General features: G+C 44.0%; 24 protein-coding genes. 15 read left to right on the top strand and 9 right to left on the bottom strand.

Features of this window, described 5'->3' with window-relative positions:
- Positions 1-48: 48 nt before the first annotated feature.
- From AAGU76_RS05805 to yqeB, 13 genes are all read left to right on the top strand, one after another.
- A complete protein-coding gene (locus AAGU76_RS05805; protein WP_342484497.1) occupies positions 49-954 on the top strand; it encodes a bifunctional enoyl-CoA hydratase/phosphate acetyltransferase in 906 nt (301 codons plus the stop codon).
- Between the two features lie 176 nt (positions 955-1,130).
- Complete coding sequence (locus AAGU76_RS05800; protein WP_342484496.1) at positions 1,131-3,065, top strand: sigma 54-interacting transcriptional regulator; 1,935 nt, start codon at positions 1,131-1,133, stop codon at positions 3,063-3,065.
- Positions 3,066-3,198: 133 nt separating this feature from the next.
- The gene (iorA, locus tag AAGU76_RS05795) at positions 3,199-4,983 is read left to right on the top strand and encodes an indolepyruvate ferredoxin oxidoreductase subunit alpha (protein ID WP_342484495.1); all 1,785 of its coding nucleotides are present in this window, start codon (positions 3,199-3,201) and stop codon (positions 4,981-4,983) included.
- A complete protein-coding gene (locus AAGU76_RS05790; RefSeq protein WP_342484494.1) occupies positions 4,984-5,553 on the top strand; it encodes an indolepyruvate oxidoreductase subunit beta in 570 nt (189 codons plus the stop codon).
- Between the two features lie 83 nt (positions 5,554-5,636).
- Positions 5,637-6,293 carry a hypothetical protein gene (locus AAGU76_RS05785; RefSeq protein WP_342484493.1) on the top strand — a complete coding sequence of 219 codons (657 nt, stop codon included), beginning with the start codon at positions 5,637-5,639 and terminating at the stop codon, positions 6,291-6,293.
- A 10-nt stretch (positions 6,294-6,303) separates the two neighbouring features.
- Positions 6,304-7,371, top strand: coding sequence for a butyrate kinase (gene buk, locus AAGU76_RS05780; RefSeq protein ID WP_342484492.1), 1,068 nt, complete (start codon positions 6,304-6,306; stop codon positions 7,369-7,371).
- Positions 7,372-7,451: 80 nt separating this feature from the next.
- The gene (locus tag AAGU76_RS05775) at positions 7,452-8,339 is read left to right on the top strand and encodes a DarT ssDNA thymidine ADP-ribosyltransferase family protein (RefSeq protein ID WP_342484491.1); all 888 of its coding nucleotides are present in this window, start codon (positions 7,452-7,454) and stop codon (positions 8,337-8,339) included.
- Positions 8,340-8,567: 228 nt separating this feature from the next.
- Positions 8,568-9,164: an N-acetyltransferase family protein gene (locus tag AAGU76_RS05770; protein ID WP_342484490.1), complete on the top strand. Its 597-nt coding sequence runs from the start codon at positions 8,568-8,570 to the stop codon at positions 9,162-9,164.
- A 174-nt stretch (positions 9,165-9,338) separates the two neighbouring features.
- Positions 9,339-9,944: a 4Fe-4S binding protein gene (locus AAGU76_RS05765; RefSeq protein WP_342484489.1), complete on the top strand. Its 606-nt coding sequence runs from the start codon at positions 9,339-9,341 to the stop codon at positions 9,942-9,944.
- Between the two features lie 101 nt (positions 9,945-10,045).
- On the top strand, positions 10,046-10,735 hold the full coding sequence (locus tag AAGU76_RS05760) for a PrsW family glutamic-type intramembrane protease (protein ID WP_342484488.1): 690 nt from the start codon (positions 10,046-10,048) through the stop codon (positions 10,733-10,735).
- A gap of 183 nt (positions 10,736-10,918) precedes the next feature.
- A complete protein-coding gene (locus AAGU76_RS05755) occupies positions 10,919-12,280 on the top strand; it encodes a nucleobase:cation symporter-2 family protein (RefSeq protein ID WP_342484487.1) in 1,362 nt (453 codons plus the stop codon).
- Positions 12,281-12,288: 8 nt separating this feature from the next.
- On the top strand, positions 12,289-13,026 hold the full coding sequence (gene yqeC, locus AAGU76_RS05750) for a selenium cofactor biosynthesis protein YqeC (RefSeq protein ID WP_342484486.1): 738 nt from the start codon (positions 12,289-12,291) through the stop codon (positions 13,024-13,026).
- Complete coding sequence (yqeB, locus tag AAGU76_RS05745) at positions 13,016-14,401, top strand: selenium-dependent molybdenum cofactor biosynthesis protein YqeB (protein WP_342484485.1); 1,386 nt, start codon at positions 13,016-13,018, stop codon at positions 14,399-14,401. The genes yqeC and yqeB overlap by 11 nt, the downstream gene beginning before the upstream one ends.
- A gap of 42 nt (positions 14,402-14,443) precedes the next feature.
- Here the strand turns inward: yqeB and AAGU76_RS05740 are convergent, their stop codons facing one another.
- The 5 genes from AAGU76_RS05740 to AAGU76_RS05720 form a co-directional block, all read right to left on the bottom strand.
- Positions 14,444-16,735 (bottom strand): molybdopterin cofactor-binding domain-containing protein, encoded by a 2,292-nt coding sequence (locus AAGU76_RS05740; protein ID WP_342484484.1) that lies wholly within the window; start codon positions 16,733-16,735, stop codon positions 14,444-14,446.
- A 1-nt stretch (position 16,736) separates the two neighbouring features.
- Positions 16,737-17,195: a 2Fe-2S iron-sulfur cluster-binding protein gene (locus tag AAGU76_RS05735; RefSeq protein ID WP_342484483.1), complete on the bottom strand. Its 459-nt coding sequence runs from the start codon at positions 17,193-17,195 to the stop codon at positions 16,737-16,739.
- On the bottom strand, positions 17,185-17,979 hold the full coding sequence (locus tag AAGU76_RS05730) for an FAD binding domain-containing protein (RefSeq protein ID WP_342484482.1): 795 nt from the start codon (positions 17,977-17,979) through the stop codon (positions 17,185-17,187). The genes AAGU76_RS05735 and AAGU76_RS05730 overlap by 11 nt, the downstream gene beginning before the upstream one ends.
- A 132-nt stretch (positions 17,980-18,111) precedes the next feature.
- Entirely contained in the window at positions 18,112-18,606 is a 495-nt protein-coding gene (locus tag AAGU76_RS05725; RefSeq protein WP_342484481.1) for a rubrerythrin family protein, read from the bottom strand.
- Between the two features lie 38 nt (positions 18,607-18,644).
- Positions 18,645-19,061, bottom strand: a complete 417-nt coding sequence (locus AAGU76_RS05720) for a Fur family transcriptional regulator (protein WP_342484480.1) — start codon at positions 19,059-19,061, stop codon at positions 18,645-18,647.
- Between the two features lie 176 nt (positions 19,062-19,237).
- On the opposite strand from AAGU76_RS05720, the gene AAGU76_RS05715 reads away from it, so the two are divergent.
- Complete coding sequence (locus tag AAGU76_RS05715) at positions 19,238-20,128, top strand: NYN domain-containing protein (protein ID WP_342484479.1); 891 nt, start codon at positions 19,238-19,240, stop codon at positions 20,126-20,128.
- A gap of 54 nt (positions 20,129-20,182) precedes the next feature.
- Here the strand turns inward: AAGU76_RS05715 and AAGU76_RS05710 are convergent, their stop codons facing one another.
- From AAGU76_RS05710 to AAGU76_RS05695, 4 genes are read right to left on the bottom strand one after another with little or no spacing between them, the layout of a single operon-like run.
- Positions 20,183-20,965, bottom strand: a complete 783-nt coding sequence (locus AAGU76_RS05710) for an ABC transporter ATP-binding protein (RefSeq protein ID WP_342484478.1) — start codon at positions 20,963-20,965, stop codon at positions 20,183-20,185.
- Positions 20,962-22,014, bottom strand: coding sequence for an iron ABC transporter permease (locus AAGU76_RS05705; RefSeq protein ID WP_342484477.1), 1,053 nt, complete (start codon positions 22,012-22,014; stop codon positions 20,962-20,964). Before AAGU76_RS05705 ends, AAGU76_RS05710 begins: the two co-directional genes overlap by 4 nt.
- Complete coding sequence (locus tag AAGU76_RS05700) at positions 21,971-22,948, bottom strand: ABC transporter substrate-binding protein (RefSeq protein WP_342484476.1); 978 nt, start codon at positions 22,946-22,948, stop codon at positions 21,971-21,973. Before AAGU76_RS05700 ends, AAGU76_RS05705 begins: the two co-directional genes overlap by 44 nt.
- Positions 22,942-23,877 carry a 4Fe-4S binding protein gene (locus AAGU76_RS05695; RefSeq protein WP_342484475.1) on the bottom strand — a complete coding sequence of 312 codons (936 nt, stop codon included), beginning with the start codon at positions 23,875-23,877 and terminating at the stop codon, positions 22,942-22,944. Before AAGU76_RS05695 ends, AAGU76_RS05700 begins: the two co-directional genes overlap by 7 nt.
- 106 nt (positions 23,878-23,983) lie before the next feature.
- Between AAGU76_RS05695 and AAGU76_RS05690 the strand changes: the two genes are divergently transcribed.
- Positions 23,984-24,859, top strand: a complete 876-nt coding sequence (locus AAGU76_RS05690) for a LysR family transcriptional regulator (protein WP_342484474.1) — start codon at positions 23,984-23,986, stop codon at positions 24,857-24,859.
- Positions 24,860-24,927: the final 68 nt, after the last annotated feature.

Genomic DNA, 24,927 nt, shown 5'->3' with positions numbered 1-24,927 from the left:
GTGCTATAATAAGCAAAAGATGACTGGATGAATAGTTAGGAGGATGAAATGGAATTAAGAAATTTTCATGAATTGATTGCTAAAGTTCAAAACAACGATACTAAAAAAAGAGTTGCAGTGGCTGCTGCCCATGACGAGCATACCCTGGAAGCCGTATTCAGAGCCATGCAGGACAAACTGGTGGAGCCGGTGCTGGTGGGAAACAAGGAAAAGATAGTTGAAATTATAAGAAGTCTCAAAGTTGAATTCGACGAAAACACCATTATCAATACAGAAAGTGACCAGGAAGCCGCCGAGAAAACGGTGGAGCTCATAAACACGGGCAAGGCTGATTTCATAATGAAAGGAAAGCTTCAGACAGCAGACCTTCTAAAAGCAGTTGTCAGCAAGGAAAAGGGGCTGAGAACAGGCAAGGTAATGTCGCATGTGGCAATACTCGAAGTTCCTTCATACCACAAACTCATATCGGTTACCGACGGCGGAATGATGATGTATCCGGATGTTGAAGAAAAGAAGCAGATAATAGAAAACGCTGTGGATGTGTTCCTGGCTATGGGATATGAATGCCCAAAAGTTGCCGTTCTTGCAGCTGTTGAAACCGTTAATCCCAAAATGCCTGAAACTGTCGATGCTGACATGCTTAAGAAAATGAATCAGAACGGTGAAATTAAAAACTGCATAGTGGAAGGACCAATATCCGTAGACCTTACGCTGAGCAGTGAATCAGCAGCCATCAAAGGTTTCGTTTCGCCTGTTACGGGAGATGCGGACATCCTTATAGCACCAAACATTACCACCGGAAACATCATGAGCAAGGCCATACTTGAGCTCGCACACGGAAAAATGGCCGGCATGATAGTCGGAGCAAAGGTTCCTGTGGTTTTGACATCAAGAGGTGCCACATCAGAAGAAAAATATCTGTCACTGGTTCTTTCGGCTTCCGCAGCCAAATAATCAAATAAGGGCATACAACCATCAGTTTGAAGACAAAGTTACTTCCTAACTTGTCATTCTGAGGGCGTACAGTCCTTTTTTATTTGTACCTTTTTGTACAGCTTTATAAATGTATAAAATAGTTCCGTAAATTTATCTTATGTTGTATAATATAAAAAACGGTGCGGGAGAAACAAATGGGAAGAAAAATAGGAATCATTGCAAACAATCAGGAACTTAAGGATCTAATCATAAAATTTTACGAACAGCAGGTGGAAGACGGCAGCATAATCATTGAAATTCTTGATCCTGAAAACATTGACGGTCAGGGAATAATGCTTGAGAAAAAAGGAGCCAGGGCTATAATAGCAAGAAGCGGAGGATATTCCCATACGGTGGGCAGGGTAGGGGTTCCTGTTATACAGCTTAAAATATCCACTCTTGACATACTTCATGCCATAAAAACAGCAAAAAAGTACAAGAAGGAAATAGTCCTGGTTCTTTCGCACATGGAAAGCTTTGACGTAAGTGAATGGGGAGATCTGATAAACTGCGGCGTGATAATAGAAGAATTTGACCACCAGAATAAGATAGAAGGAATAATCAGCAGCTACGTGTTTGACAAGAGGGACGTGGTGATTGTGGGAGGAGGAATTCCTTGCAGCATAGCACAAAACTACAACTTAAACTACGTACACATTGCAGCAAGCGATGATTCCGTACAGGATGCTGTTTCCAGGGCATGGGAGATAGTAGACAGCCTTTACGATCAGAAATACAAAAATGAAATATTGAACACAACACTTGACGGAGTGCACGACGCTGTGGTTGCCGTGGACAGCTGCGGCAGCATAATACTCTGCAACGAAAGGGCGCGTGAACTGCTGAAAAAAGACCGGCACGATGTGCTCGGCCACAGCCTTACCGCAGTTTTTCCGGAGCTTTCTTTGGTCATGGAAGTTCTATGCCGCAAAGAGAACAGGTACAATGAAATAATACATCTGAAGAAGGTAGTGGTTACGGCCAACATATCCATGCTGGACATAGAAGGTCAGACTGTGGGTGTAATCTGTTCCTTCCAGGACATAACAAAGCTTCAGAATCTGGAAAAGAAAATCAGGTATGAGCTTAACAAGAAAGGGCTGGTTGCAAAGTTCAAGTTTACGGATATAATAGCATCTGACAGAAACATGAAGGAAACTCTGGCCAAGGCAGTGAAAATAGGCATGTCCGACAGCACGTCAATCATTTACGGAGAAAGCGGAACAGGCAAGGAAATGATAGCCCAAAGCATTCACAACATCAGCGACCGCAGGGATGAACCTTTTGTAGCGGTAAACTGTGCGGCCCTTACTGAAAGCCTTTTGGAAAGCGAACTGTTCGGTTATGAGGAAGGAGCTTTCACAGGAGCCCGCAAGGGAGGCAAGCCGGGTCTTTTTGAGCTTGCTCACGGGGGAACCATTTTTCTTGACGAGATCAACAGCGTGTCTCTCAATCTGCAGTCAAAGCTTTTGAGGGTTCTGGAGGAAAAGGAAGTGATGAGAATAGGCTCAGACTACGTCATACCGCTTGATGTGAGAATACTGGCGGCAGCCAATGAAAGTCTGAAGGATAAGGTAAATGACGGAAGCTTCAGAAGCGACCTGTTTTACAGGCTGAATATACTGGAGCTGCACATACCTCCCCTCAGGGACAGAAAGAAGGACATCATAACACTTTTCATTCACTATCTTAAAGAGTATGCTAAAGAACAGGATATTCCTGAAGTAGGCACGGAACTGGAGAAAAGGCTTCTTCAATACTCCTGGCCTGGAAATGTAAGAGAACTTAAAAACATTGCCAAGAGGTTTATAATATTTGGAGAATTTGATCTTGAGTCGGAGGGCTTAACCAGGGATGATGCTGTAACAGGAGACAGCGAACCAGGTAAGGATGAGCCAAGAGACAGCTGTCATCAAGACGTTGGCGCAATACTTGACCTGAAGGAAATCGACAGATACGTGGAACAGAAGGTTATAAACATGCTTGAGGAGCAGGGGATGAGCAAGAACCAGATATCACGGATGCTGGGCATAAGTCGGTCTTCCCTGTGGAACAAGATCAATTCAGGAAAAGACATGTCTAAAAAATAAAACAATGTCCATTTTTTAAAACGTAAATGCAGGCTGCGGCGGACTGGAACCATTAAAATCAATGATTTCAGCCGCTGTTTTTTTGGCACGATTGTTGCAATGCTTAAAATATAAATGAAAAAGGAGCGTTACAATGAAAAAGTTAATGACAGGCAACGAAGCCGTGGCACGCGGCGCCTATGAAGCCGGCGTAAGATATGCTTCGGCTTATCCGGGAACTCCAAGCACAGAGATATTGGAAAATGTGGCATTGTACAAGGACAACATCGCAGCCGAATGGGCAGTAAACGAAAAAGTGGCTCTGGAAACGGCAATCGGAGCTTCCATGGCAGGAGCAAGGTCACTGGCAGCCATGAAGCATGTGGGCGTAAACGTAGCTGCAGACCCTCTGTTCACATTCTCATACACCGGCGTCTATGGAGGACTGGTTCTGGTTTCAGCTGATGAGCCCGGTCAGCACTCATCACAAAACGAACAGGACAACAGAAATTATGCAAAATTCGCAAAGATACCCATGCTTGAACCTTCAGATGCGCAGGAAGCAAAGGACATGACAAAGGAAGCCTTAGACTTAAGCGAAAGATTTGACACGCCGGTACTTCTGAGAATGACAACAAGGGTTTGTCATTCCAAGGGCATCGTAGAATGTTCTGACAGAATCGAAAAGGAAATAATAGAATACAAGAAAGACGTAAACAAGTTTGTGTCTGTTCCGGCCATAGCCAGAAAGCTGAGGGCAAAGGTGGAAGAAAGGCAGAAAAGTCTTCTGGAATTCTCAAATTCCACCCCATTGAACTTCATTGAATGGAACGGTACAAAGACAGGAGTGATTACATCGGGCGTATGTTACAGCTACGCAAGGGAGGTTTTCGGCAACTCGGTATCTTACCTGAAGCTAGGGTTCACCCAGCCTCTTCCTGATGAAAAGATCCGGAAATTCTGTTCAAAGGTAGAAAAAATATACGTAATTGAAGAAAACGATCCTTACATTGAGGAGCAGGTAAGGATCTTAGGATTTGAATGCTCAGGCAAAGGAACTTTCCCGCCTTTTGGAGAAAAACTGCCGGAGGTAATCAGAAAATCCGTATTCGGAGAAATACTGCCAACTGTTCAATATGACGAGAAGGAAGTTGTTTCAAGGCCTCCCACACTATGTGCAGGATGTCCGCACAGAGGATTCTACTACGAACTTGGTAAAAGAAAGAATGTCTTGGTGTCCGGTGACATAGGCTGTTACTCCTTGGCATTTTCCTATCCGTACAACTGCACGGACCACAACATCTGCATGGGAGCAAGCATGAGTGTGGGACATGGAGCCCAGAAGGTTTTCAACATGCAGAAAGACAGTAAAATGCGCGTTGTATCCTGTCTGGGAGACTCAACCTTCTTCCATACGGGCATTAACTCGCTTATAAACGTCATGTACAACAATTCCAACACGGTTAACGTAATACTTGACAACCGCATCACAGGCATGACAGGACATCAGGAAAACCCGGGTTCAGGTTACACACTTCAGGGAGACAAGACCGTTTCCATCGATATTGAAAAGATAGTCAGAGCCATAGGCTTCAAAAATGTGGCAGTGATAAATCCCAATGACCTTAAGGCGGTGAAGACTGCTCTTGACTGGGCACTGAACCTTGATGAGCCCTCTGTCATAATAACCAGATGGCCATGCGTTCTTAAAAAGTTCTCCTCCGAAGACAAGGAAGAATTCAAGGGCGCCTTCAATTCAAAATGCGCTGTTGATCCCGAAAGGTGCATTGGCTGCAAGGCGTGCACCAGGACAGGCTGCCCTGCCATTAGTTTTGACAAATCGGAAAAGAAAGCATCCATAGACCTCAACACTTGTGTAGGATGCGAAGTATGTGCCCAGGTATGTCCTGTGGAAGCAATAGGAAAGGTGGAAGCATAAATGACAAAGAGCATATTGTTGGTAGGAGTAGGCGGACAGGGAACGATCCTTGCCAGCAAACTTTTGACCATTGGACTTATGGAAGCAGGCTATGATGTGAAGATGAGCGAAATCCACGGCATGAGCCAGAGGGGAGGATCTGTTTCATCTCATGTAAGGTACGGTGAAAAAGTCGAATCACCTGTCATTGAACTGGGGGGAGCCGATATTCTGATTTCATTTGAAAAGATGGAGGCCTTAAGGTATCTTAACTACATTAAGCCTCAGGGAAAGGTCGTGGTGAATAATTTTGAAATTGCATCCATGCCTATACTTTCAGGGAAAGCCGAATATCCTTCAAATGCCCTTGAAACGCTCACAAACAGAGCAAATACGACAGTAATAGACGCGGCAGGCGAAGCAGAGAAACTGGGAAGTCCCAAGGTAATGAACGTCATACTTCTGGGAGCCATAATCAAAGCCATGGGGCTTGAAGAGATAGACTGGGAGAAAATCCTGAAAGAAAACATCAAGGAAAGACTGCTTGACATAAATCTGAAAGCCTTGGAGGCAGGAAAAAATCTTGTATAATGTATGTTCGGGAAAAATCCCGAACATAATTTTAATATGGATTCTGGAACATTAGATTTTTATAATAAAACATAGGAGAGATTATGAAAAAAGGAGATTTATTGTGGGGAGCAGCGCTTCTCGCTTGGATAGTGATGCTGGCAGTGCCGACATCAAGACAGTCATTTATGGCTGTTACAGGAGCCCATCCGTACATGGGAGGATTTATTAAATTTATGATTTTGGCTACAATGGGAGATTTGCTTGGAACAAGGCTCGTTAAGGGCAAGTATGTGATTCCCGAAGGCGTTGTGTACAGGGCAATAGGATGGGGTGTAATTGGGATGATGGTCACCCTGATGTTCACCTTGTTCATGGATGGTGCAGGAGCAGCACAGTCCAAGGGATTGCTTCCCTTTGCAGGATCAAGAATTGCTCAGGCATTTTTCGGAAGTGCTGTCATGAACCTGACATTCGGACCTATGATGATGGTATTTCACAAATTCATGGATCTGTTCATAGATGCAAAATATGAATCTAAAAGAAAAATAACTCTGAGCAGCCTTGTTGACAGACTTGACTGGCATACTCTGGTCCAGTTCAGCTGGGCGAAGACATGCACAATGTTCTGGATTCCTGCACACACTGTTGTGTTCATGCTTCCGTCAGAAATCAGGGTTTTGGTTTCCGCATTCTTATCAATTGCATTAGGGCTTCTGCTGGCATTTGCCAAGAAGGAAAAGCCGGCAAAGTCATCTTAAAGGAGAAATTATGGGATACAGAATACTTGCAATAAACCCCGGCTCCACTTCAACGAAGATTGCGCTTTATGAAGATGGGCAGGAGATACTGGTAAAGACACTTGACCATCCAGTATCTGAAATGGAGAAGTACGACAGGGTGGTGGACCAGTTTCAGATGCGCAGGGATGTGGTGCTTTCATTTTTAAAGGACAACGGCTTTGACGCCGGTACGCTGGATGCGGTTGTGGGAAGGGGAGGAATGCTGCCCCCCGTAAAGTCCGGAGCCTACAGGGTAAATGAGCTGATGGTTAACAGGCTGAGAAACAATCCCGTGCTGGAGCATGCGTCAAACCTCGGAGCTCTGATTGCATTTGAGATAGCATCATCAATCGGCAAAAATGCATACATCTATGATTCTGTAAAAGTGGATGAGCTTAAAGATGTGGCGAGGATTTCCGGCATGCCGGAAATACCCAGGCAAAGCACCAGCCATGTGCTGAACTCAAGAGCCATGGCCATTAAGGCCGCAAAAAAGCACGGCAGAAACTATACTGACATGAACTTCATAGTTGCCCATATGGGAGGTGGAGTGTCTTTAAGTGTATATGAAAAAGGAAATCTGTCAGACATTATTTCAGACGACGAAGGACCTTTTTCTCCTGAGCGTTCGGGAAGGGTGCACTGCAGGGCTCTTGTGGATCTGTGCTTTTCAGGAAAGTACAGCAGGAAAGAGGTTTCAAAAATGCTCAGCGGCAACGGAGGGCTTAAAGGATACCTGGGCACCACCGATGCCAGAGAAGTGGAAAGGATGATAGAAGATGGAAATCAGGAAGCACAGCTTGTCTATGAAGCCATGGCCTACCAGATTGCCAAGGGTATCGGCGAACTGTCCACAGTGCTGAAAGGCAGGGTGGATGCAATAATCCTTACAGGAGGCATAGCATACTCCAAAAAAATGACTGACATGATCAGGGAAAGGGTTGAGTTCATTGCTCCGGTTGAAGTAATGCCCGGTGAAAATGAAATGGAATCTCTGGCTCTCGGAGTGCTGAGGGTTCTCAAGGGACTTGAGCAGTCAAGGGAGTACACGGAATAAAGTCTGATAAGCAAAATTTAATCACATAAACGGGAACTTCCCTAATATAAATTAACTAACAGATATTAGGGGGAGTTTGCGTGAAAGGTGATTGCCATAAGCTTAAGGAAGAAATAAAAAAGCTGAGCGAAGACTACGGATTCAAGGGACTTTTTCATTTTACTGAATTTTCCAATTTAAAATCAATAATTGATATTGGCTATCTTTGCAGCAGGGCACTGTGCTATGCAAACAACATAGATTTCATGGACGCGTGTCCCGGGTGGGAAACCGCACAGAACGACGTGAAGAGCTGCACACGCTTTTACTATGATGCACCAAAAAATCAGTCTGCGAATCTTGAGGTTCCGGTTTATCTGCTGTTTTGCGAAGACCTTATATGTTTTGACCTGTCCATTTTTTCCGACGGTGATGCCCATTCCATGTACACGAAGTTTGGTACGGATCATGAGTTCTTCAGCAAAAAAATTGACTGGAATTCTGTTTTTAATAAGAGTGTGCCTTCTGACTCTCAAACGGGTCTATTGTCCATGCAAAGAAAAAGTAGCGCTGAAATGCTTATCGACGAACCGGTTCCCATAAAATACATGAAAAATGTAATATTCAGATGCAGTGCTGACTATAAGAGAGCATGCAGCATGTTCGGCAAAAACAAAATGTTCCGGGTTGAACCGGAAATTTTCGACTTTTGCCGTAATTTCATAAAGGATTACAGCATAATATACAACGAGAATCTGGACAAAAAAGTTTTCATTGTTCATTTCTGCACCAACGAAGCCGTGGAAGACGCAGGGAACAATGAGTACGTGCTCATTGACCTTGACGGCAATCTTATAAGCAGGAAAAAGATAGGATTTCCCGTGTCAGACAGCACTGATTTTTGTATAGAAATAACCAAGACTGAACAACCTGTCAGATTTAACCTGTATTTTAACGGAATACTCAGCATAGATGAAACTGTAGGATGAATTAAGCTTGCTTAATTTGTCTTTTTTATATAATAGGAAAGGGGGACGTAAGTCCCCCTAGCGGAGTTGCGGAGCAACTTTTTTATTCGGTCGGACATTGCTGCGTTGCGTGAGTAGGAGAAAATTTATAATTAAACAGGAAATTGAGTTAACTCTTTATATTTTTGTTGAAAAAAATAGGAAGGTGCAGTATTATTAGTAGTATTACAAAGGTTGAGGAGGGAGAGCGTGAACAGTTTCAAGATCAGACTGGCCCATGAAGACGATTATTATTCTATATTAGAGATTTACAAACCTTTTATTACAGATACATGCATCACATTTGAGTACAAGGTGCCGTCAGCAGAGGAATTCTGTGATAGGATGGCTAAAATTCAAAGGACATTTCCGCTGCTTGTATGCGAGGATGACGGTCGTGTGGCAGGATATGCCTACATATCACGATTCAGGGAAAGAGAAGCATACGACTGGTCCGTTGAATCTTCAATATACATAGAACCCGGGCATCAGGGGCAGAATATAGGCAAGGCTTTGTACATAGCCCTGATTGAGCTTGCGGAGCTGCTTGGATACAGAAATGTGTACGGAGTGGTTACAATGCCCAACGTAAAAAGCGAAAAGATACACAGTTCTCTTGGCTTTGAAACAGTGGGGGTTCTGAAAAACGTAGGTTACAAGTTCGACAAGTGGCTGGATGTAAAATACCTGAGCCTTAATGTTAAGGAGTACACACAAATCCCTGAAAAGCCCAGGAAAATTGAGGAAGTAGCTCATACAAAGGAATTTTCCATGATAATGGAAAGGGTGCAGAGTCTGTTAAGCTAAATTTGTGATTTAATCACTGAAATTGTGTATCTTGGAAAGTATAATACGATATCGGTTATGTCACAGGAAAGATAAAAAAATGTACAATTAAATAATTTATACGATGAGAAAAATTCACACCGAAATTATTGATTGTATTATTTTTTTGCCCTGAAATTGCATTTGGAGGTATCGATGACTAATTTTTTCAAGAATTTAAAGAACAACAAATTTCTGTTCATAATAAACCTGGTATACTTTGCTCTGGGGTTTGTGAACATACACTTTTCCCTTTTAGGGCTCATCTGCATGATGCTGCCGCTGATCCTTCTGGTTAAAACCAACAGAAAAACCTACTGCCAGGGGTACTGCCCCCGAGCAAATCTTTATACTAAAGCAGGAAAGCTTACAAGCAAGTATTCAATGAAGACTCCTGCTTACTTCATAAAGGGCAACATGAAGCATATAATGCTGGCTTATTTCGGCATAAGCCTGTTCTTCATAACAATGTCAACACTGAGAGTAGCTTCGGGAGCTATGAATCCTTTGGAACAGCTGAGATTTATGATTTATTTCCGCATACCGTTCAAACTTCCGCAGATGTTTGAGCTGCAGGGCATGGCGGGCTGGCTGACGCACCTTGCCTACAGATTCTATTCCATGATGATGACCACATCGTTTTTAGGTCTCGCGATGGCATTTGTTTACAAGCCTAGAACCTGGTGTACAATTTGTCCCATATCAACAATTTCAGAAATTTACCTGGACGGCAGGAAAAGAGTTAAGGATGAGGCAGCTTAAATTTTGGAATTTTCACTAATTTTTCACAAAAAGTTTGCACCTGGAATAATATTGTTATATTATTGAAGAATAAGCGCATGTGAAAAATTTTGAGGTGAAACATGAATATAAATTTGTTTGTGACGGCTGTTACTCCCGGCATTGCTCTGGGTTTGTTCATTTACTTGTTTGACAGGCACGACAGGGAGCCTGTGAGAGTACTTCTGAAGGTGTTTGTTATGGGGATAATTTCTGTTATTCCAACCGTATTTGTGGAAAACATCCTGTCGTTTTTCAACGTGTTTCCGGGACTGCTGGGAGTTGCTTACACTGCGTTCATCGTTGCAGGATTTACAGAGGAATACATGAAGAGGCAGGTTGTGCTGAAGTATGTATACTTCAATCCCGTATTTGACGAAAAGCTTGACGGCATTGTGTATTGCGTAATAGCTGCCCTTGGTTTTGCTACCATAGAAAACGTCATGTACGTTGTGTTCAGGTTTGCAGATGTTGAGTCCGTTGGGTTTTACCGGGCAATAATTTCCGTGCCTGCACACATGCTTTTTGCCGTAACCATGGGGTACTATCTTTCAATGGCCAAGTTTGCCATGACAGAGGAGGAAAGTCAGTTTTATTTCAAAAAATCCCTGACGGTTCCTGCCGTTCTCCACGGTATTTTTGATTTCATTCTCATGTCGCAGATTGACCTGCTGATGGTTTTGTTTGTTCCCTTCGTAATTTACCTGTGGGTGAACAACTTCAGGAAGCTGAACGTATATTACGCAGATTCAAAAAAGAGAAACGGGTTTTAGGTATCAATGATTAATTAGAAAGCCGGGCATATGTCCGGTTTTTTTGCGCACGCTTACGCTGACAAAATAATCGAAATATTAATATTTTATTGAAATTAATTGTAGAAATATGTATAATTAAGTTAGAATGACGGATTAAATCCGAAAAAAATATAAAAATATTCGTTATAACAGGAAGGATATATGAAAAAAGATATTTCAATTAACACATCTTTGTTCCACATAGATGGAAAGCCTGCTCTCAAAACAGCTATGCCGCTGGCTATGCAGCATCTGCTTGCAATGATAGTCGGCAATACGCTGCCGGCCCTAGTGTTGGCCAACACTCTTCAGCTGGCTCCTGAGCTTAAGATTCAGCTTGTTCAGGCAGGCATGTTCATTGCCGCCATTGCTACGCTTCTTCAGCTTTATCCCGTCATGAAAGTCGGAGCAAAGCTGCCTGTTGTCATGGGCTTAAGCTTTGCATACATACCTACACTTCTGGCTATAGGACAGGAACTCGGCATCGGTGCCATATTCGGTTCTCAGCTGGTAGGAGGTGTTGTGGCTTTTATAGTAGGAATTTTCATCAGGAAAATAAGAAAGCTGTTTCCGCCTATGGTAGCCGGAACTGTTGTCTTTACCATCGGTCTTTCACTTTACAGAGTTGCGGTCAACTACATGGCAGGAGGCTTTCAGTCAACAGATCCCAGGTACGGCGGTCTTGTTTACTGGGGCATTGCAGTGCTGACATTGGCAACGGTTCTCCTGTGCAACACATATGGAAAAGGCTACATTAAGCTTGCAGCCATACTGATTGGAATTGCTGTGGGATACGCCGCAAGTCTTGCGGCAGGAATTGTGTCATACGAATCCATAGTGTCCGCATCGGTCTTCAATTTCCCGAAGATCATGCCTTTCAAACTGGAATTCATCCCTTCTGCGGTTGCTACCATGGCAGTTATGTATGTTGTCAATTCCGTGCAGGCTGTTGGTGATCTGTCAGGAACAACAGTGGGCGGAATAGACAGGGAGGCCACTGATGAGGAAATATCCGGAGGTATAAAGGCAAACGGGGTAGTCAGCATCATAGGCTCATTCATAGGGGCACTGCCCACGGCAACATACAGCCAGAATGTAGGCATTGTGGCAATGACGAAGGTTGTAAGCCGAAAGGTAGTGGGGCTCACTGCTCTCATGATTCTGGCAGCAGGATTTGTACCGAAGTTCGGAGCTGTCATGACGTCAATTCCGCAGTGCGTCATAGGAGGGGCGACTATTTCTGTCTTTGCCCAGATTACAATGACAGGGATGAAACTCATCGTTCAGGACGAGATGTCAGTAAGAAACACTACCATCGTAGGACTTGGAATTGCCCTGGGAATGGGCATAACCCAGATTCCGGCGCAGGGACTTCAGTACATGCCTCAATGGTTCAGAATGGTGTTCACCAGCTCTCCGGTAGTAATGGCAACAGTGGTAGTGTTCCTGCTGAACATACTGCTTCCAAAGAAAACCATAGCCCAGGAAAAAGCTGAAAGGGAAGCAATCGAAAACAAAAATTAAGAGGCCTTATGAAATCCTTGACTGAAATATTTGAAATAGAAAAAGGCGACGTTGTGTCAATCGTCGGAACAGGAGGGAAGACATCCCTTCTTTTTCTGTTGGGTAAAGAGCTGGGAAAGCACTGCAAGGTTCTTCTAACCACAAGCACAAAGATATACGTCCCTAAGGCTGGAGACTGCGACTATGTTTTTACCTGTTTGGAAGATTATTTTGATGCCGAATTGGGTATAACAAAAGGGACGGTTGTTGTTTCAAAGGGTATAATGCAAAAGGAGCAAAAGCTTCTGGGAATTGATGACAGTGATGCTGACAGGCTGGCAGGCGACTTCCATGTTGTTCTTATAGAATCTGACGGTTCCCGCAATCTCCCGCTGAAAGGATGGAAGGATCACGAGCCGCCGGTTCTAGAAAAAACAACAAAGACCATCGGGATATTTCCCATAGACATGCTTGATGCACAGGTAACCCATGAAAATGTGTACGGCTATGAAAAGTTTATGCTAATGACCGGAAACAAGGACAAGGCAGACATGGAGACTGTTGGGAATATCTGTTCCCACATGGAAGGAATATTTAAAAATTCAAGAGGAAGATTGTTTTTTTTCATCAACAGGGCAGACGAGGACCAGAAATTGAAGAAGGCATTTGAATTGGCTTCTTACCTGAAGAAAAATGTTGTGGGCAATCCACTTGATTTTAAGGTGTGCCTAGGCTCACTGAAGGACGGTGTTTTTTATGAAGGTTAGCGCTGTTGTAATGGCTTCCGGAATGTCGAAAAGGATGAAAGCCGAAAAACTTCGAATGATTGTTGGAAATAAGCCTATGTACATGCATGTGCTGGAAAAAGTTTCGCAGTGTGACTTTTATGATACTGCAGTGGTGTCATGGGACCATGAAATATTAAAATCAGCCTCAGAGCTTGGATTCAAGGGTGTCAAGAACCCTGAATACGACCGGGGACAGAGCAAATCTGTGGTGCTGGGGCTTAAAAACCTTGAACAATCAGATGGGTACATGTTTTTTGTGGCAGACCAGCCGCTGCTGACGGCTGAGACAATAAAAGAGCTTTTAAGGACGTTTGAGAACAATCCCCAAAAAATAGTGATGCCAGTCTGTAAAGGCAGAAGGGGTAATCCGGTCATTTTTCCTGAAGCTTTAAAGGGGCAGCTGTTGTCTCTTGAAGGGGATACAGGCGGAAAAGCCGTCATAAGTTCCAATTCTGGCTCTGTATTGACGGTTGAAATCAAAAGCGAACAGGAGCTTCTTGACATTGATACAGCTGAAGATTACGAACGATTGGCATCGAAGGTGCATATGAATAAGGATATGGTGATTATAAAAGGAGGAGGAGACATTGCGACCGGAGTTGTTCAAAAGCTTCACCGCTGTGGGTTTCGCGTCCTCATACTTGAAGTTGAAAAACCCACGGCCATCAGAAGGGCAGTTTCCCTGTCGGAAGCAATCTTCAGGGGACACAAAGCAGTTGAAGACATAGTGTGCGTCCGTGCGGAAAGCATAGAAGAAATTTACAAAGCATGGCAGGAAGACAAGGTTGCAGCCGTTGTGGACCCTGAAGGTGCGTACATAAAGAAATTAAAGCCCAAAATAGTTGTGGACTGTATAATTGCCAAGAAAAATACAGGCATGAGCAGGGATCTGGCTCCCATAACAATTGCCGTGGGACCGGGCTTCACTGCTGGCAGTGATGTGGATGCTGTGGTAGAAAGCAACAGAGGACACAATTTGGGAAGAATATATTTTGAAGGTGAAGCCGAACCGAACACCCAAATTCCAGGAATCGTGAAAGGATTGAGCATGGAAAGGGTGCTTTATTCCCCATGCGGGGGTATATTCAGTACATCCCTTGAAATAGGCGACAGGGTAAAAAAAGGCGATGTTGTGGGTGAAACAGGCGGCATGATTGTAAGGGCAAAAATTGACGGCATAATCAGAGGCCTTTTGAGAGACGGAACAAAGGTAACTTCCAACTTCAAGATTGGAGATGTGGATCCCAGGGAAGATGAGTATGAAAACTGTTTTACCATATCGGACAAGGCAAGAGCCATCGGCGGAGGTGTTCTTGAAGCAGCAGAGATTTTAAAAAGAATAAAAAACATATAAAAATCAGGAATTTTCATTCCTGATTTTTGTTTTTCAGTGCTCTTATTTTTGTTTTTCAAGCAGCGCGAGAGCTATTTTTTCAGCTGTTATGGGAAGTTCCCTGAAGTTCAGACCTGTTGCGTTGTATATGGCGTTTGCTATGGCCGGCGCCGGAGTGTTTATAACAATCTCTCCGATTGATTTTGCTCCGAATGGTCCTGTTGGCTCGTAGCTGGATTCGAATTCGACCCTTATGGTGCCTGCATCTATGCGGGAAGGTATCTTGTACTGCATGAAGGAGTCGTTCATCATTCTTCCGGCTTTGTCATAGATTATGTCCTCAAACAGTGTCATTCCTATTCCTTGAACTATGCCGCCTTCTGTCTGAATTCTTGCCAGGTTTGGATTTATTGGAGTTCCGCAGTCAACTGCTGCAGCGTAATCAATAATCTCTACCTTTCCCGTTTGTTTGTCAAGCTCTATCTCAACGATGCCTGCCATAAACGGAGGAGGGGATGTGGGAGAGTAGTTTGACTCCGTTGCTGTGAGGTAACTGTTTACGCCAACCATGCTGCTGTTGGCAATGTCTCTGAGAGATATTTTTTTAAGCCCCTCATTACAGGACACTTCCTTGCCGTCAAATTCTGCCTCTTCCGGACTGCAGCCCAGAAGTCTTGCACCCTCAGCCACAATTTTCTTTCTGAGGGTATCACAGGTTTTAACCACTGCCATGCCGGTGATGTAGGTAGTGCTTGAAGCGTAGGACCCGGTGTCATAAGGTGACAGGTCAGTGTCAACTCCGTGCACTGCAATGTTATCCATATCCGTGTCCAGGCAGTCTGCTGCAATCTGGGACAGAATTGTGTCGCAGCCTGTTCCCATGTCTGTGGCTCCCACCATCAGTGTGTAGAAGCCGTCGTCAGAAAGTCTCATTTCCACAGCCCCCACATCTACGTTGGATATTCCGGAACCTTGCATTGCAACGGCCACCCCTACGGATCTTACTTTCCCGTTGCCCAGGTCCCTGCATGGATATTTTTCGTCCCAGCCTATCATTTCCTTTGCCCTTAAGAGGCACTGGTCCAGTGTACAGCTTCTGAGCATTTCGTTGTAGTAGGTAGGCATGACGTTTCCGACCTGACCCTGAGTGAGCATGTTCTTCATTCTAAGCTCCGTGGGATCCATGTGTAGTTCTTGAGCAAGCTCATTTATGGCTGATTCCAGTGCAAAGAATCCCTGAGTGGCTCCGTATCCGCGGTAAGCTCCTCCGCCCATGGTATTTGTGTACACCACATCATAATTGAACTTGTAGGCTGCTGCCTTGTTGTAAATGGTCATTGCCTTGTGGCCGGCCAATCCTACGGTTGTGGGACCGTGGTCTCCATAAGCTCCGGCATTCCACAGGGTGTCCATGTGTATAGCTTTGATATAGCCATCATCGTCTGCCCCCAGACGGATTTTTATCTGGCTTTCGTGTCTGGGGCTGCCGTTGGTGAGACTTTCTTTTCTGGAGAAAACAATTTTTGCGGGTTTACCTGTAAGCCATGTAACAACTGCGGGGAACATCTCGCTTACAGAGGACTGCTTGGAGCCGAAGCCTCCGCCTATTCTCGGTTTGATTACGCGAATCATGGACTTGGGTATGTCAAGGGCGTTTGCCATTATTCTTCTTATGTGAAAGGGTACCTGCGTAGAACTTAAAATGTTCAGCCTTCCGTAGGCATCCATGTATGTGTATGTCCTGAATGTTTCCATGGCAGTCTGGTGGTTTTGCTTCGTATGATAGGTCTGTTCCACTATGCGGGAGCATTTTTTAAGCTCTTCCTCAGCGTTTCCAAACTCGAATGTTTCAGATGCACACAAATTTCTCCTGCTGTCTGCACCGACGTCCACCAGCGATTTGAAATCATCTTCAGGGTGCACTATTATGCTGTTGTCCTTAGCCTTTCTGAAATCAAGTACAGGTTCAAGCACATTGTATTTAACCTTAATGAGACTCAAGGCCCTGTCCACGGATTTTTCATCGGATCCGGCCACAATAGTAACAGGATCACCGACGCATCTTAAGAGATTGTCCAGTATGGCCCTGTCGTAGGGGCTGAATTCCGGGAAAGTCTGCCCCGCAGTGGTGAATCTTGTCCTGGGTACATCCTTGTATGTCAGTACACATTCGATGCCCGGTACTTTTTTTGCTTTTTCCGTGTCTATTTCCTCAATTGCTGCGTGAGCGTGAGGGCTCCTGAGAAGCTTTACAATCAGGCAGTTTGCGGGAGCCATGTCATCGGTGTAAACTGGTTTGCCTGTAACAAGAGCCATAGCATCCTTTTTTCTTACGCCTTTGTTAACATAATTCATGCTAATCCTCCTTTACACCGCTTAAATATTTTTTTATTGCTCTTAATTGTCCCTGATAACCCGTGCAGCGGCACAGGTTTCCTTCAAGATATTTTTTTATTTCACCTTCTGTGGGGTTCACAAGCTCGTTTTTCATGGCGAGTACGTTCATGATGAAACCGGGGCTGCAGAAACCGCATTGCTCGGCTCCCTCGTCTGCCAAAAAACCTCCGAATTCTGCTGCTTCCTTTTCAAGACCTTCTATTGTCGTAACATGAAGACCATGAGCTCGGACCGCCAGCACAGAACAAGAAAGCACGGGCTTGTATTCAAGCATGACAGTGCACAAACCGCAGTTAGATGTTTCGCATCCTCTCTTTACGCTCAAAAAGCCCTTTTCTCTCACATAATCAATGAGAAGCTTGTCAGGTGCAATGTCGTCATTAAACTCTCTGTTGTTTATCCATAATTTAATCTGCATGCTGACCTCCCCTGATTATGGAGCCTATGTTTCTTTTTATGAGCACATGGGCAAGCAGCTGCCTGTACCTGCTGCTTCCTCTCATGTTTGAGCCGAACGGTGTTTCTGAAACAGCTTTAGAAACGGCTTTGTCAATTTCTTCTGCGCTCGGATTATCTCCCAGTTCAAAGGTTTTTAAAACAGCCTTCCCCGGACGGCCTCCCATGGAAGCTTTCCAGAAATTTCCGTTTTTTGAAACGGCACAAACGAGCACCGGAAAATCTGAGGAGCTCATTCTCTGGCTCATGCAGCTTGTCTTTCTTCCGTCCTTCTTAATGATTATCCTTACCACTATGTCCTTGTCGTAAGGCATGATTGCATATTCTTCAAGGGAAACAATGCCCTTTTTGAACAGCTCCACGCTGCAGTCAAGAGACATGAGCGCTGTAAGCAGGTCGGAAAATCCAAACCTGGAGAAGATGCTTCCGCCTACTGTTGCCAGATTTCGCATCTGAACTCCAACAATGTGCCCAAGGGCGTCACTGAACAAATTGTTGAAATTGCTATTTAAACCTTCGTGAAGTTCCAGCTGTCTCAATGTGCACATGCTGCCTATTCTGAAGTTTTCATCGTCTTCTTCTATGAGGTTCAGGCCTAAGGAGGACAGGTCAATGGCTGTGCCGATTTTTTTCCTGCCCATTTTAAGCCAAAGCATTCCGCCTATTATGGCGTTTCGCCTGCTCTGGTTAAGTTCGTATGCCTGGTCCAGGCTTTCGGCAAGAATATATTTGTCTATAGTAAACATGAATCCACTCCTTTCACATAACATTTCATTAGTCATTTAATTTTACATTATTTCGACAAAATATTCAATCGTCTTTTGGAAGGCAAAAAAATAAAAAAGCCGTTCACTTAGAATATGAACGGCTTAAGTTTATCAGTATTTTATGAATTTGGAGCCAGGTACGCCGCAGATGCTGCATTTTTCCGGAACTGACTTTTCAATGTTTCCGCAAACGGGACATAAGTAATAGAAGGCTTCCTCGTCGCTGTCGATGTTTTCTAATGCATCCTTGTACAGCCTTGCGTGAACTTCCTCTGCCTTCATGGCATAGTTGAATGACAGCAATGCTGCCTTGTTTCCTTCAGCTTCCGCAGCCTTAATGAATTCAGGATACATGCTTTCGTATTCGAAAGTTTCTCCTGCAACCGCATCCTGAAGATTGTCTTTCGTTGTTTTGATTTTTCCGGCAGTTTCAAGATGCTTCTGAGCGTGAAGAGCCTCTGCGTCAGATGCTGCTCTGAATAGTTTTGCCGCGTTTGTTTTGCCTTCTGCCTGTGCCTTTCTGGCATAAGCCTGATATTTTCTGTTTGCCTGTGATTCTCCTGCAAAACCTTCCATTAAATTGCTGAGTGTCTTGTTTTCTTCCATAATATCCTCCATCAAATAATATATATAGCCATATCGGCTTACTTACCCGAACATTTGGGACACATACCTTTGAAGTACACATTTTTGTCCCTGACTTCAAAACCATTCAAGCTGCTTGTTTCAACTGAGTCGATGTCAATGACGAAATCATAGATTTCATTGCAGTTCTGGCACTTGAAATGGCCGTGGCTGTGAGTGTTTATATCGTACCGCAATTCGTTGTCATCAATGTTTATAGCTCTCACTATGCCTGCCTCCGAAAGGGAGTTGAGTGTGTTGTAGACTGTGGTCTTAGACAGGGTGGGCACATGGTCGTGAAGAGCGCTGTAAATGTTGTCGACTGTGGGATGGCACTGATTGAGCACCAGGTATTCCAGAACCTTCAGCCGTTGGTGAGAAAGGCGTATATTGTGCTTTTTCAGTTGATTCAACAAATCCTCAAAGGTAATTTTCATGATATCCCTTCTAACTTTTAAAATCATTTTTAAATTGTAATAATTACAAACTAATAATAATATTAAACAAACAAATTGTCAAGTTATATTTTCAAATTTTTGGATTAAATTGTTTTAGTTGAAAAAATCAAAAAATTGAAGTATTATAGATATAACAATGTTTGAGAGGTAATGCGATGGTTGAAGAAAAACGATTTGCGGTCTTAATCGACGCGGACAACGTGTCTGCAAAATATGTGAAGTATATTATTGATGAAATAACAAATTACGGGGTTGCAACATACAAAAGAATTTATGCAGACTGGACCAAGCCTAATACCTCATCGTGGAAGGACGTGCTGTTGGAAAATTCAGTGACGCCCATTCAGCAGTACAGCTATACCGTGGGCAAGAATGCGACGGATGCTGCAATGATAATCGATGCCATGGATATTCTTTATTCCGGCAATGTGGACGGCTTCTGCATTGTTTCCAGCGACAGCGATTTTACAAAGCTTTCCTCAAGGCTTCGTGAATCCGGGATGCTGGTTGTGGGAATGGGAGAAAAGAAAACTCCAAAACCGTTTATTGCATCCTGCAACCAGTTTAAATACCTGGACGTGCTGGCTGAATCCGAAAACCAGATGTCCGCAGGGGGAACTTCTCAGTCCAAGGCTGATGAAATCAAGACAGAATCCGAAGCACAGGCAGACAAGGCTGCAAAGTCATCCAGGACAGCCGACAAGAATGACAAGGCCATGACAGACCTGAACACCATAAAGATGGCAATCATAAAAATGGTCAATGAAATAGACGACGAGGACCAGAGCATGAATATAGGCGAGCTTGGAAGCAGGCTGGTAAAAAGATATCCTGATTTTGACGTGCGTAACTACGGTGATACTAAGCTGTCAAAGTTCCTGAAGAAGTTTGATTTCCTTGAAATGCATACCAAGGGAGCCGAGGGAACGTCACTGTGGGTTTCTCTGAAGAAAAACCCCGAGGAACAGGAAGAAAATAAAGAAGAAAAACCTTCTGCACCAAAAAAACCTAGAAAGAGGACATATACCAAGAAAAAGAAAAACTGACGAACAAAAAGCGGGGACGGACCTATATTAAGACGATTTGGGTACGCCCCTTTTTTAGTGTCGAAGCTTAAAGATGTACTGTCTCATTCCGCAGAATTCAGCGGGAACTTCCACGCATGATACACCAAGAATCTGATCAATTGTGTTGTTTTGCAATACCATTTCAGGAGTACCAAAATCTTTGATTTCTCCATTGTCCATAATGCAGATGCTGTCTGAGGAGGCAAGAGCAAGGTTTATGTCATGGAGGACCATCACCACAGTCTTCCCCAGATTTTTTAGTTTTTTGACAGTCTGAATCATCTCCAGCTGATGGCTTATGTCCAGGTAAGCGGTAGGTTCATCAAGGAATATGATGTCCGTGTTCTGCGCCAGTACCATGGCAAGGTAGGCCTTTTGACGCTGGCCTCCCGACAGCTCCCGCAGGTTTTTATTACTGAATTCCGTCAAACTCATTGCCTCAATGGCTTCATGAACAGCATCCAGGTCTTTTTTCTGAAGAATCCTCGAAAAGTTAAGGTGGGGAAACCTTCCGTGCTTTACAAGACTGTGGACTGTCATGCATGGAATATCCCTGTTCTGTGGAAGAAATGAAATGTATTTTGCTATTTCATTGTGCTTCATGCAAAGGAGTTTTCTTTTCCCGGAAGCCGTTTGGAGAAAAACATCCCCTGCATCAGGCCTTATTAAACCTGATGCGGTTTTCAGAAGCGTGGTTTTCCCGCAGCCGTTTCTTCCTATTATGCTTGTTATTTTTCCTCTTCCAAATTCAACATTCAAGTTTTTTATTACGCAGTTGTTTTTATAGCCTGACGATACATTCATTAAACTTATCATAACATGCTCCTTCTTTTTTTCATCAGCAGGTATATAAAAAAGGGACCGCCCAAAAATGACATGATTATTCCAACAGGTATTTCAAAGGGAGCAAACAACACACGGGACAGTATGTCGCAAAAAACTGTGAAGCAGCTTCCAAGCAGTGCACTTGCTGCTATAAGAAACCTGTTGTCGTATCCGACCAAAAACCTTGCCGCATGAGGAACAATGAGGCCTATGAAGCCTAACAGCCCGGAGAAGCTTATGGCGCTGCCGCAAAGAAGCGCTGCTAAGGATAAAAATACAAATCTGTAAAATTCAACGTTAAGACCAAGTGATTTTGCCGTTTCATCGCCCAGGGACAAAACATTCATGTGACCGCTCAAAAGCATTGAAACCAAAAATCCTGCGAAAATGAAGAATGCTGCAATTGAAAGCTTATCCGATGTAACTCCGGAGAAACCTCCTATCATGAATGATGTCCTGCTTATGGAAGCTTCCGGCACCAGGGTGAGAACCGTATCTGTTATGGACCCGATGAAGCTTGAAACGGCAATTCCTGAAAGAACGATTGTCATTCTGGAGGCTCCTGTTTTCAAGGAGATGAAGTATACGAAAAGCACTGCAATGAGGGCTCCGAAAAAGGCAGCCAGCGGAGCCAGAAAATAATATGAAGGAAAAAACGCACTCACAAGCACAACAAAAAGCCCGGAGCCTGCATTGACGCCTATTACGTTGGGGCCGGCCAGATAATTGTTGAGAACCGTCTGCAATATGAGTCCCGATATCGACAATGCCGTGCCTGCAAGAACTGATGCAGATGTTCTGGGAATTCTCACGTACTTAATGATCCTGTACGAGTTTGAGGTGTCACCGGTATTTATAAGTGCACGGATTATTTCTTCAGTAGATAATTTTGAGGAACCAAGTCTGATACTAAGTGCAGCCAGCAAGACTAACAGGCAGAAAAGTAAAGATATGACTGTCATGTTGCAGGATGGCGTGTGCCTTTCACCTGCAATACTACCTGAAGACTTCAGGATATATGATCTTAGCCATATATTCATAGCTTTCTCCCCACCTTGCATTTGGTTTGTAGTGGAACAAGTCCTTTGGAAGAACCACGTACCGCCCGTTTTTAACCGCTGACAGGCTGCCCCAGGCGGGGTTGTTTTCAATGCTCTTTTCCATGAATTCCAATGCCTTCTGAGTGTTTCCCATGGTTGTTACGAAAATGTAGTCAGGATCTTCTTCAATGATTTCCTCCATGCTCAACTCCGCAAGCAATGACTGGTGTTTTTCGGCTATGTTTTCTGTTCCCAGATCCTGAAGGATTTTGTTTGTGAAATTGTCAGCATCCATGGCCCTGGCGCCGGATGAATAGGCACGGATGAACAGCACTGTGGGACGGAGCGGAACAATGGCTTTTGAAAGGACGTTTTCAATCTTCTCCTGAACTTCCGTACCGTTTGTACGGTATAAATCCTTAATTCCTGTAATGTCTGTGCAGATGCCAAGCATTCTCAAGTAATCTTCAAACTGCTCAACCTTGAAGTAACCATGAGGTATACCTGATTTTACCAGCGTCTCATGTATGTACAGGTGGCTTTCTACAGCAGAAGAAAGCAGTATGAAATCAGGCGAAAGAGATAAAATTTCCTCAAGGTTGGGTTCCTTCACCGTACCCACAATTCTGGTGCCTTCAGGCAATTCAATGCCGCGTTCTGAAGAAAGGTCTTCAGTGGTGCCTGCCAGGCTACCTCCGGCCAAAATCCACGTTTCTCCGTAGGACCCCGTAAGGGCTGCCACCCTGTCTGGTTTTTCCTTAAGTTCTACCTTGTATCCCAGGTCGTCTTCAAATGTGTAGTAAAATACATCACGAGTCTGAGCGGTACCAGGAGCATCTGCAGCAGCGCTTTTGCTGCTGCAGGAAGACAAAATCACGGAAAAAGCCAGGAGGGAAAATAGTATGAGTTTTCTGTTCACGTTTTTTTTCAGCATGATGCACCGCCGATGGTTTTTATGTTCAGCAGCTGGTCTTTAATATTCAACAAACGGTCGCTGATGAGCATCTCTTCAACCGTTTCAATTCCAAGTCTGTCAATAGTGGAAGCAAGACGTTCGCCTGATTCACCCTTCCACTTGAAAAGAAGAATTGCCTTTTCAACAACATCCATTGCTTCTTCTCTGGTAAATATACGTTTCAACGGTGTGCCCATGCGGATTTTTTTGCCCCATCTGCCGCCCACGCATACCTTGAAGCCCATGCTTCCGTCAGGCACTGTGCCGAAGGGACACTTGTCTATGCATGAACCGCAATTGATGCACAGTCCACTGTCAACAATGAGCTTTCCTTTAACAACATCGGCTGCATTTACAGGACAAGAAATTTTCACGGAGCATTTGCCGCAGCCCCTGCACTTATCAGGAAGGAAGTTTGGAACCATCTGACCTATTATTCCCAGGTCGTTAAGGTCAGGCTTGACACAGCTGTTAGGACAGCCTCCCACTGCAATTTTGAACTTGTGGGGAAGGGTCACATGCCTGTAGCCTTCGTAAAACCGCTTGTGAATTTCGGTTCCCATTTCCTGAGTGTCAAAAAGGCCGTTTGTGCACACGGTTCCCTTGCAGGCCACAACGGGTCGGACTTTAGAGCCTGTGCCTCCTGCGCTCATTCCTTCCTTTTTTATGTGCACCTTCACTTTTTCGATGTCTTCGTACCTGATGCCGGGCAGTTCCACGGTCAATCTTGATGTGAAGGTTATCTGTCCGTTTCCGAATTTTTCTGCAGCTTCAGAAAGATTTTTCATCTGTTTTGAGTTTAGAACCCCGTTTTCTGTAATTACTCTCATGGAGAAGCAGCAGCCGTCACGGTTTGAAAGAAAACCCTGGCCTTTTGCCAACTTCCTTTGTTCAGTAGATATGTTCATAAGCCCTCCATTATATAAATAATATTGCTAATTATAAGCCCTTAATGTTATAATTAAAAATAGCATTATTTTATGACATGATAGGTAATTACCTATGGGAGGAAATATGACAATCAGACATCTGAAAATACTCATTGCAGTCTGTGATTGCGGAAAAATGAGTCTGGCGGCCGAAAAGCTGTACATAGCCCAGCCTTCGGTGAGCCAGGCCATATCTGAAATAGAGCAGCACTATGGGATCAGGGTTTTTGAAAGGCTTTCAAAAAAGCTTTTCATCACCGAAGCTGGAGAAAATTTACTTAAGTATGCCAGGCACATTGTTTCCTTGTTTGAAGAGATGGAGGAAAGCATGCTGGACAAAAGCACCGGACCGACCCTGAAGATAGGCGCAACCATAACTGTGGGCACCTGCGTACTCAATGACATGCTGAACATTTTCAAAGCCGGAAGTCCCGGAGTCAGGACACAGGTGTTTGTTGAAAATACGGGAGTCATAGAGGAAATGATTCTAAAAAGTGATCTGGACATAGCAGTTGTGGAGGGAACCATAAAAAGCAGCGACATAATTTGTGTTCCGGTGTTACCGGACAGGCTGATACTGGTCTGTTCGCCGTTTGATGAATTTTCATCACTGCATGAAGTGGATTTTGCAAAACTGCATAACAGAGATTTCGTACTGCGGGAGGAAGGCAGCGGAACAAGGGAGCTTTTTGAAAAAGCAGCTGAAAGCAGGGGCATATCAATCAACAAAAAATGGATATGCAACAATTCGGAAGCCATAAAAAATGCCGTCATGAACGGTGAAGGCCTCACAGTTATTTCGGAAAGACTCGTTAAAAAGGAACTTGAATGCGGAGAACTCCACGCTGTTAAAATAAGGGACATGAATCTTATGAGAGACTTCAGCCTGGTCTACCACAAGAACAAGTACCTGTCTGACAGCCTGCAGGAATTCATAGAGTCCTGCACTAATTATGCATGAACAAATAAAAAAATGCAATACGAAAAAATGCTGCAGGATTTTGCAGCATTTCTTTATGAATGCGGAAA

The organism is Sedimentibacter sp. (assembly GCF_038562225.1).
GTDB lineage: Bacteria > Bacillota > Clostridia > Tissierellales > Sedimentibacteraceae > Sedimentibacter.
This window is presented reverse-complemented; position numbering and strand designations above follow the sequence as displayed.

Bases quoted from the DNA above. Each gene is read 5' to 3' on its own strand.
- AAGU76_RS05705 (WP_342484477.1), bottom strand. From the start codon at position 22,014: ATGAATATATGGCTAAGATCATATATCCTGAAGTCTTCAGGTAGTATT.
- AAGU76_RS05730 (WP_342484482.1), bottom strand. From the start codon at position 17,979: ATGTTTACTATAGACAAATATATTCTTGCCGAAAGCCTGGACCAGGCA.
- AAGU76_RS05760 (WP_342484488.1), top strand. From the start codon at position 10,046: ATGAATATAAATTTGTTTGTGACGGCTGTTACTCCCGGCATTGCTCTG.
- AAGU76_RS05715 (WP_342484479.1), top strand. From the start codon at position 19,238: ATGGTTGAAGAAAAACGATTTGCGGTCTTAATCGACGCGGACAACGTG.
- AAGU76_RS05755 (WP_342484487.1), top strand. From the start codon at position 10,919: ATGAAAAAAGATATTTCAATTAACACATCTTTGTTCCACATAGATGGA.
- yqeB (WP_342484485.1), top strand. From the start codon at position 13,016: ATGAAGGTTAGCGCTGTTGTAATGGCTTCCGGAATGTCGAAAAGGATG.
- yqeC (WP_342484486.1), top strand. From the start codon at position 12,289: ATGAAATCCTTGACTGAAATATTTGAAATAGAAAAAGGCGACGTTGTG.
- AAGU76_RS05785 (WP_342484493.1), top strand. From the start codon at position 5,637: ATGAAAAAAGGAGATTTATTGTGGGGAGCAGCGCTTCTCGCTTGGATA.
- AAGU76_RS05725 (WP_342484481.1), bottom strand. From the start codon at position 18,606: ATGGAAGAAAACAAGACACTCAGCAATTTAATGGAAGGTTTTGCAGGA.
- AAGU76_RS05735 (WP_342484483.1), bottom strand. From the start codon at position 17,195: ATGCAGATTAAATTATGGATAAACAACAGAGAGTTTAATGACGACATT.
- AAGU76_RS05700 (WP_342484476.1), bottom strand. From the start codon at position 22,948: ATGCTGAAAAAAAACGTGAACAGAAAACTCATACTATTTTCCCTCCTG.
- iorA (WP_342484495.1), top strand. From the start codon at position 3,199: ATGAAAAAGTTAATGACAGGCAACGAAGCCGTGGCACGCGGCGCCTAT.
- AAGU76_RS05790 (WP_342484494.1), top strand. From the start codon at position 4,984: ATGACAAAGAGCATATTGTTGGTAGGAGTAGGCGGACAGGGAACGATC.
- buk (WP_342484492.1), top strand. From the start codon at position 6,304: ATGGGATACAGAATACTTGCAATAAACCCCGGCTCCACTTCAACGAAG.
- AAGU76_RS05690 (WP_342484474.1), top strand. From the start codon at position 23,984: ATGACAATCAGACATCTGAAAATACTCATTGCAGTCTGTGATTGCGGA.
- AAGU76_RS05695 (WP_342484475.1), bottom strand. From the start codon at position 23,877: ATGAACATATCTACTGAACAAAGGAAGTTGGCAAAAGGCCAGGGTTTT.
- AAGU76_RS05805 (WP_342484497.1), top strand. From the start codon at position 49: ATGGAATTAAGAAATTTTCATGAATTGATTGCTAAAGTTCAAAACAAC.
- AAGU76_RS05800 (WP_342484496.1), top strand. From the start codon at position 1,131: ATGGGAAGAAAAATAGGAATCATTGCAAACAATCAGGAACTTAAGGAT.
- AAGU76_RS05765 (WP_342484489.1), top strand. From the start codon at position 9,339: ATGACTAATTTTTTCAAGAATTTAAAGAACAACAAATTTCTGTTCATA.
- AAGU76_RS05710 (WP_342484478.1), bottom strand. From the start codon at position 20,965: ATGATAAGTTTAATGAATGTATCGTCAGGCTATAAAAACAACTGCGTA.
- AAGU76_RS05740 (WP_342484484.1), bottom strand. From the start codon at position 16,735: ATGAATTATGTTAACAAAGGCGTAAGAAAAAAGGATGCTATGGCTCTT.
- AAGU76_RS05720 (WP_342484480.1), bottom strand. From the start codon at position 19,061: ATGAAAATTACCTTTGAGGATTTGTTGAATCAACTGAAAAAGCACAAT.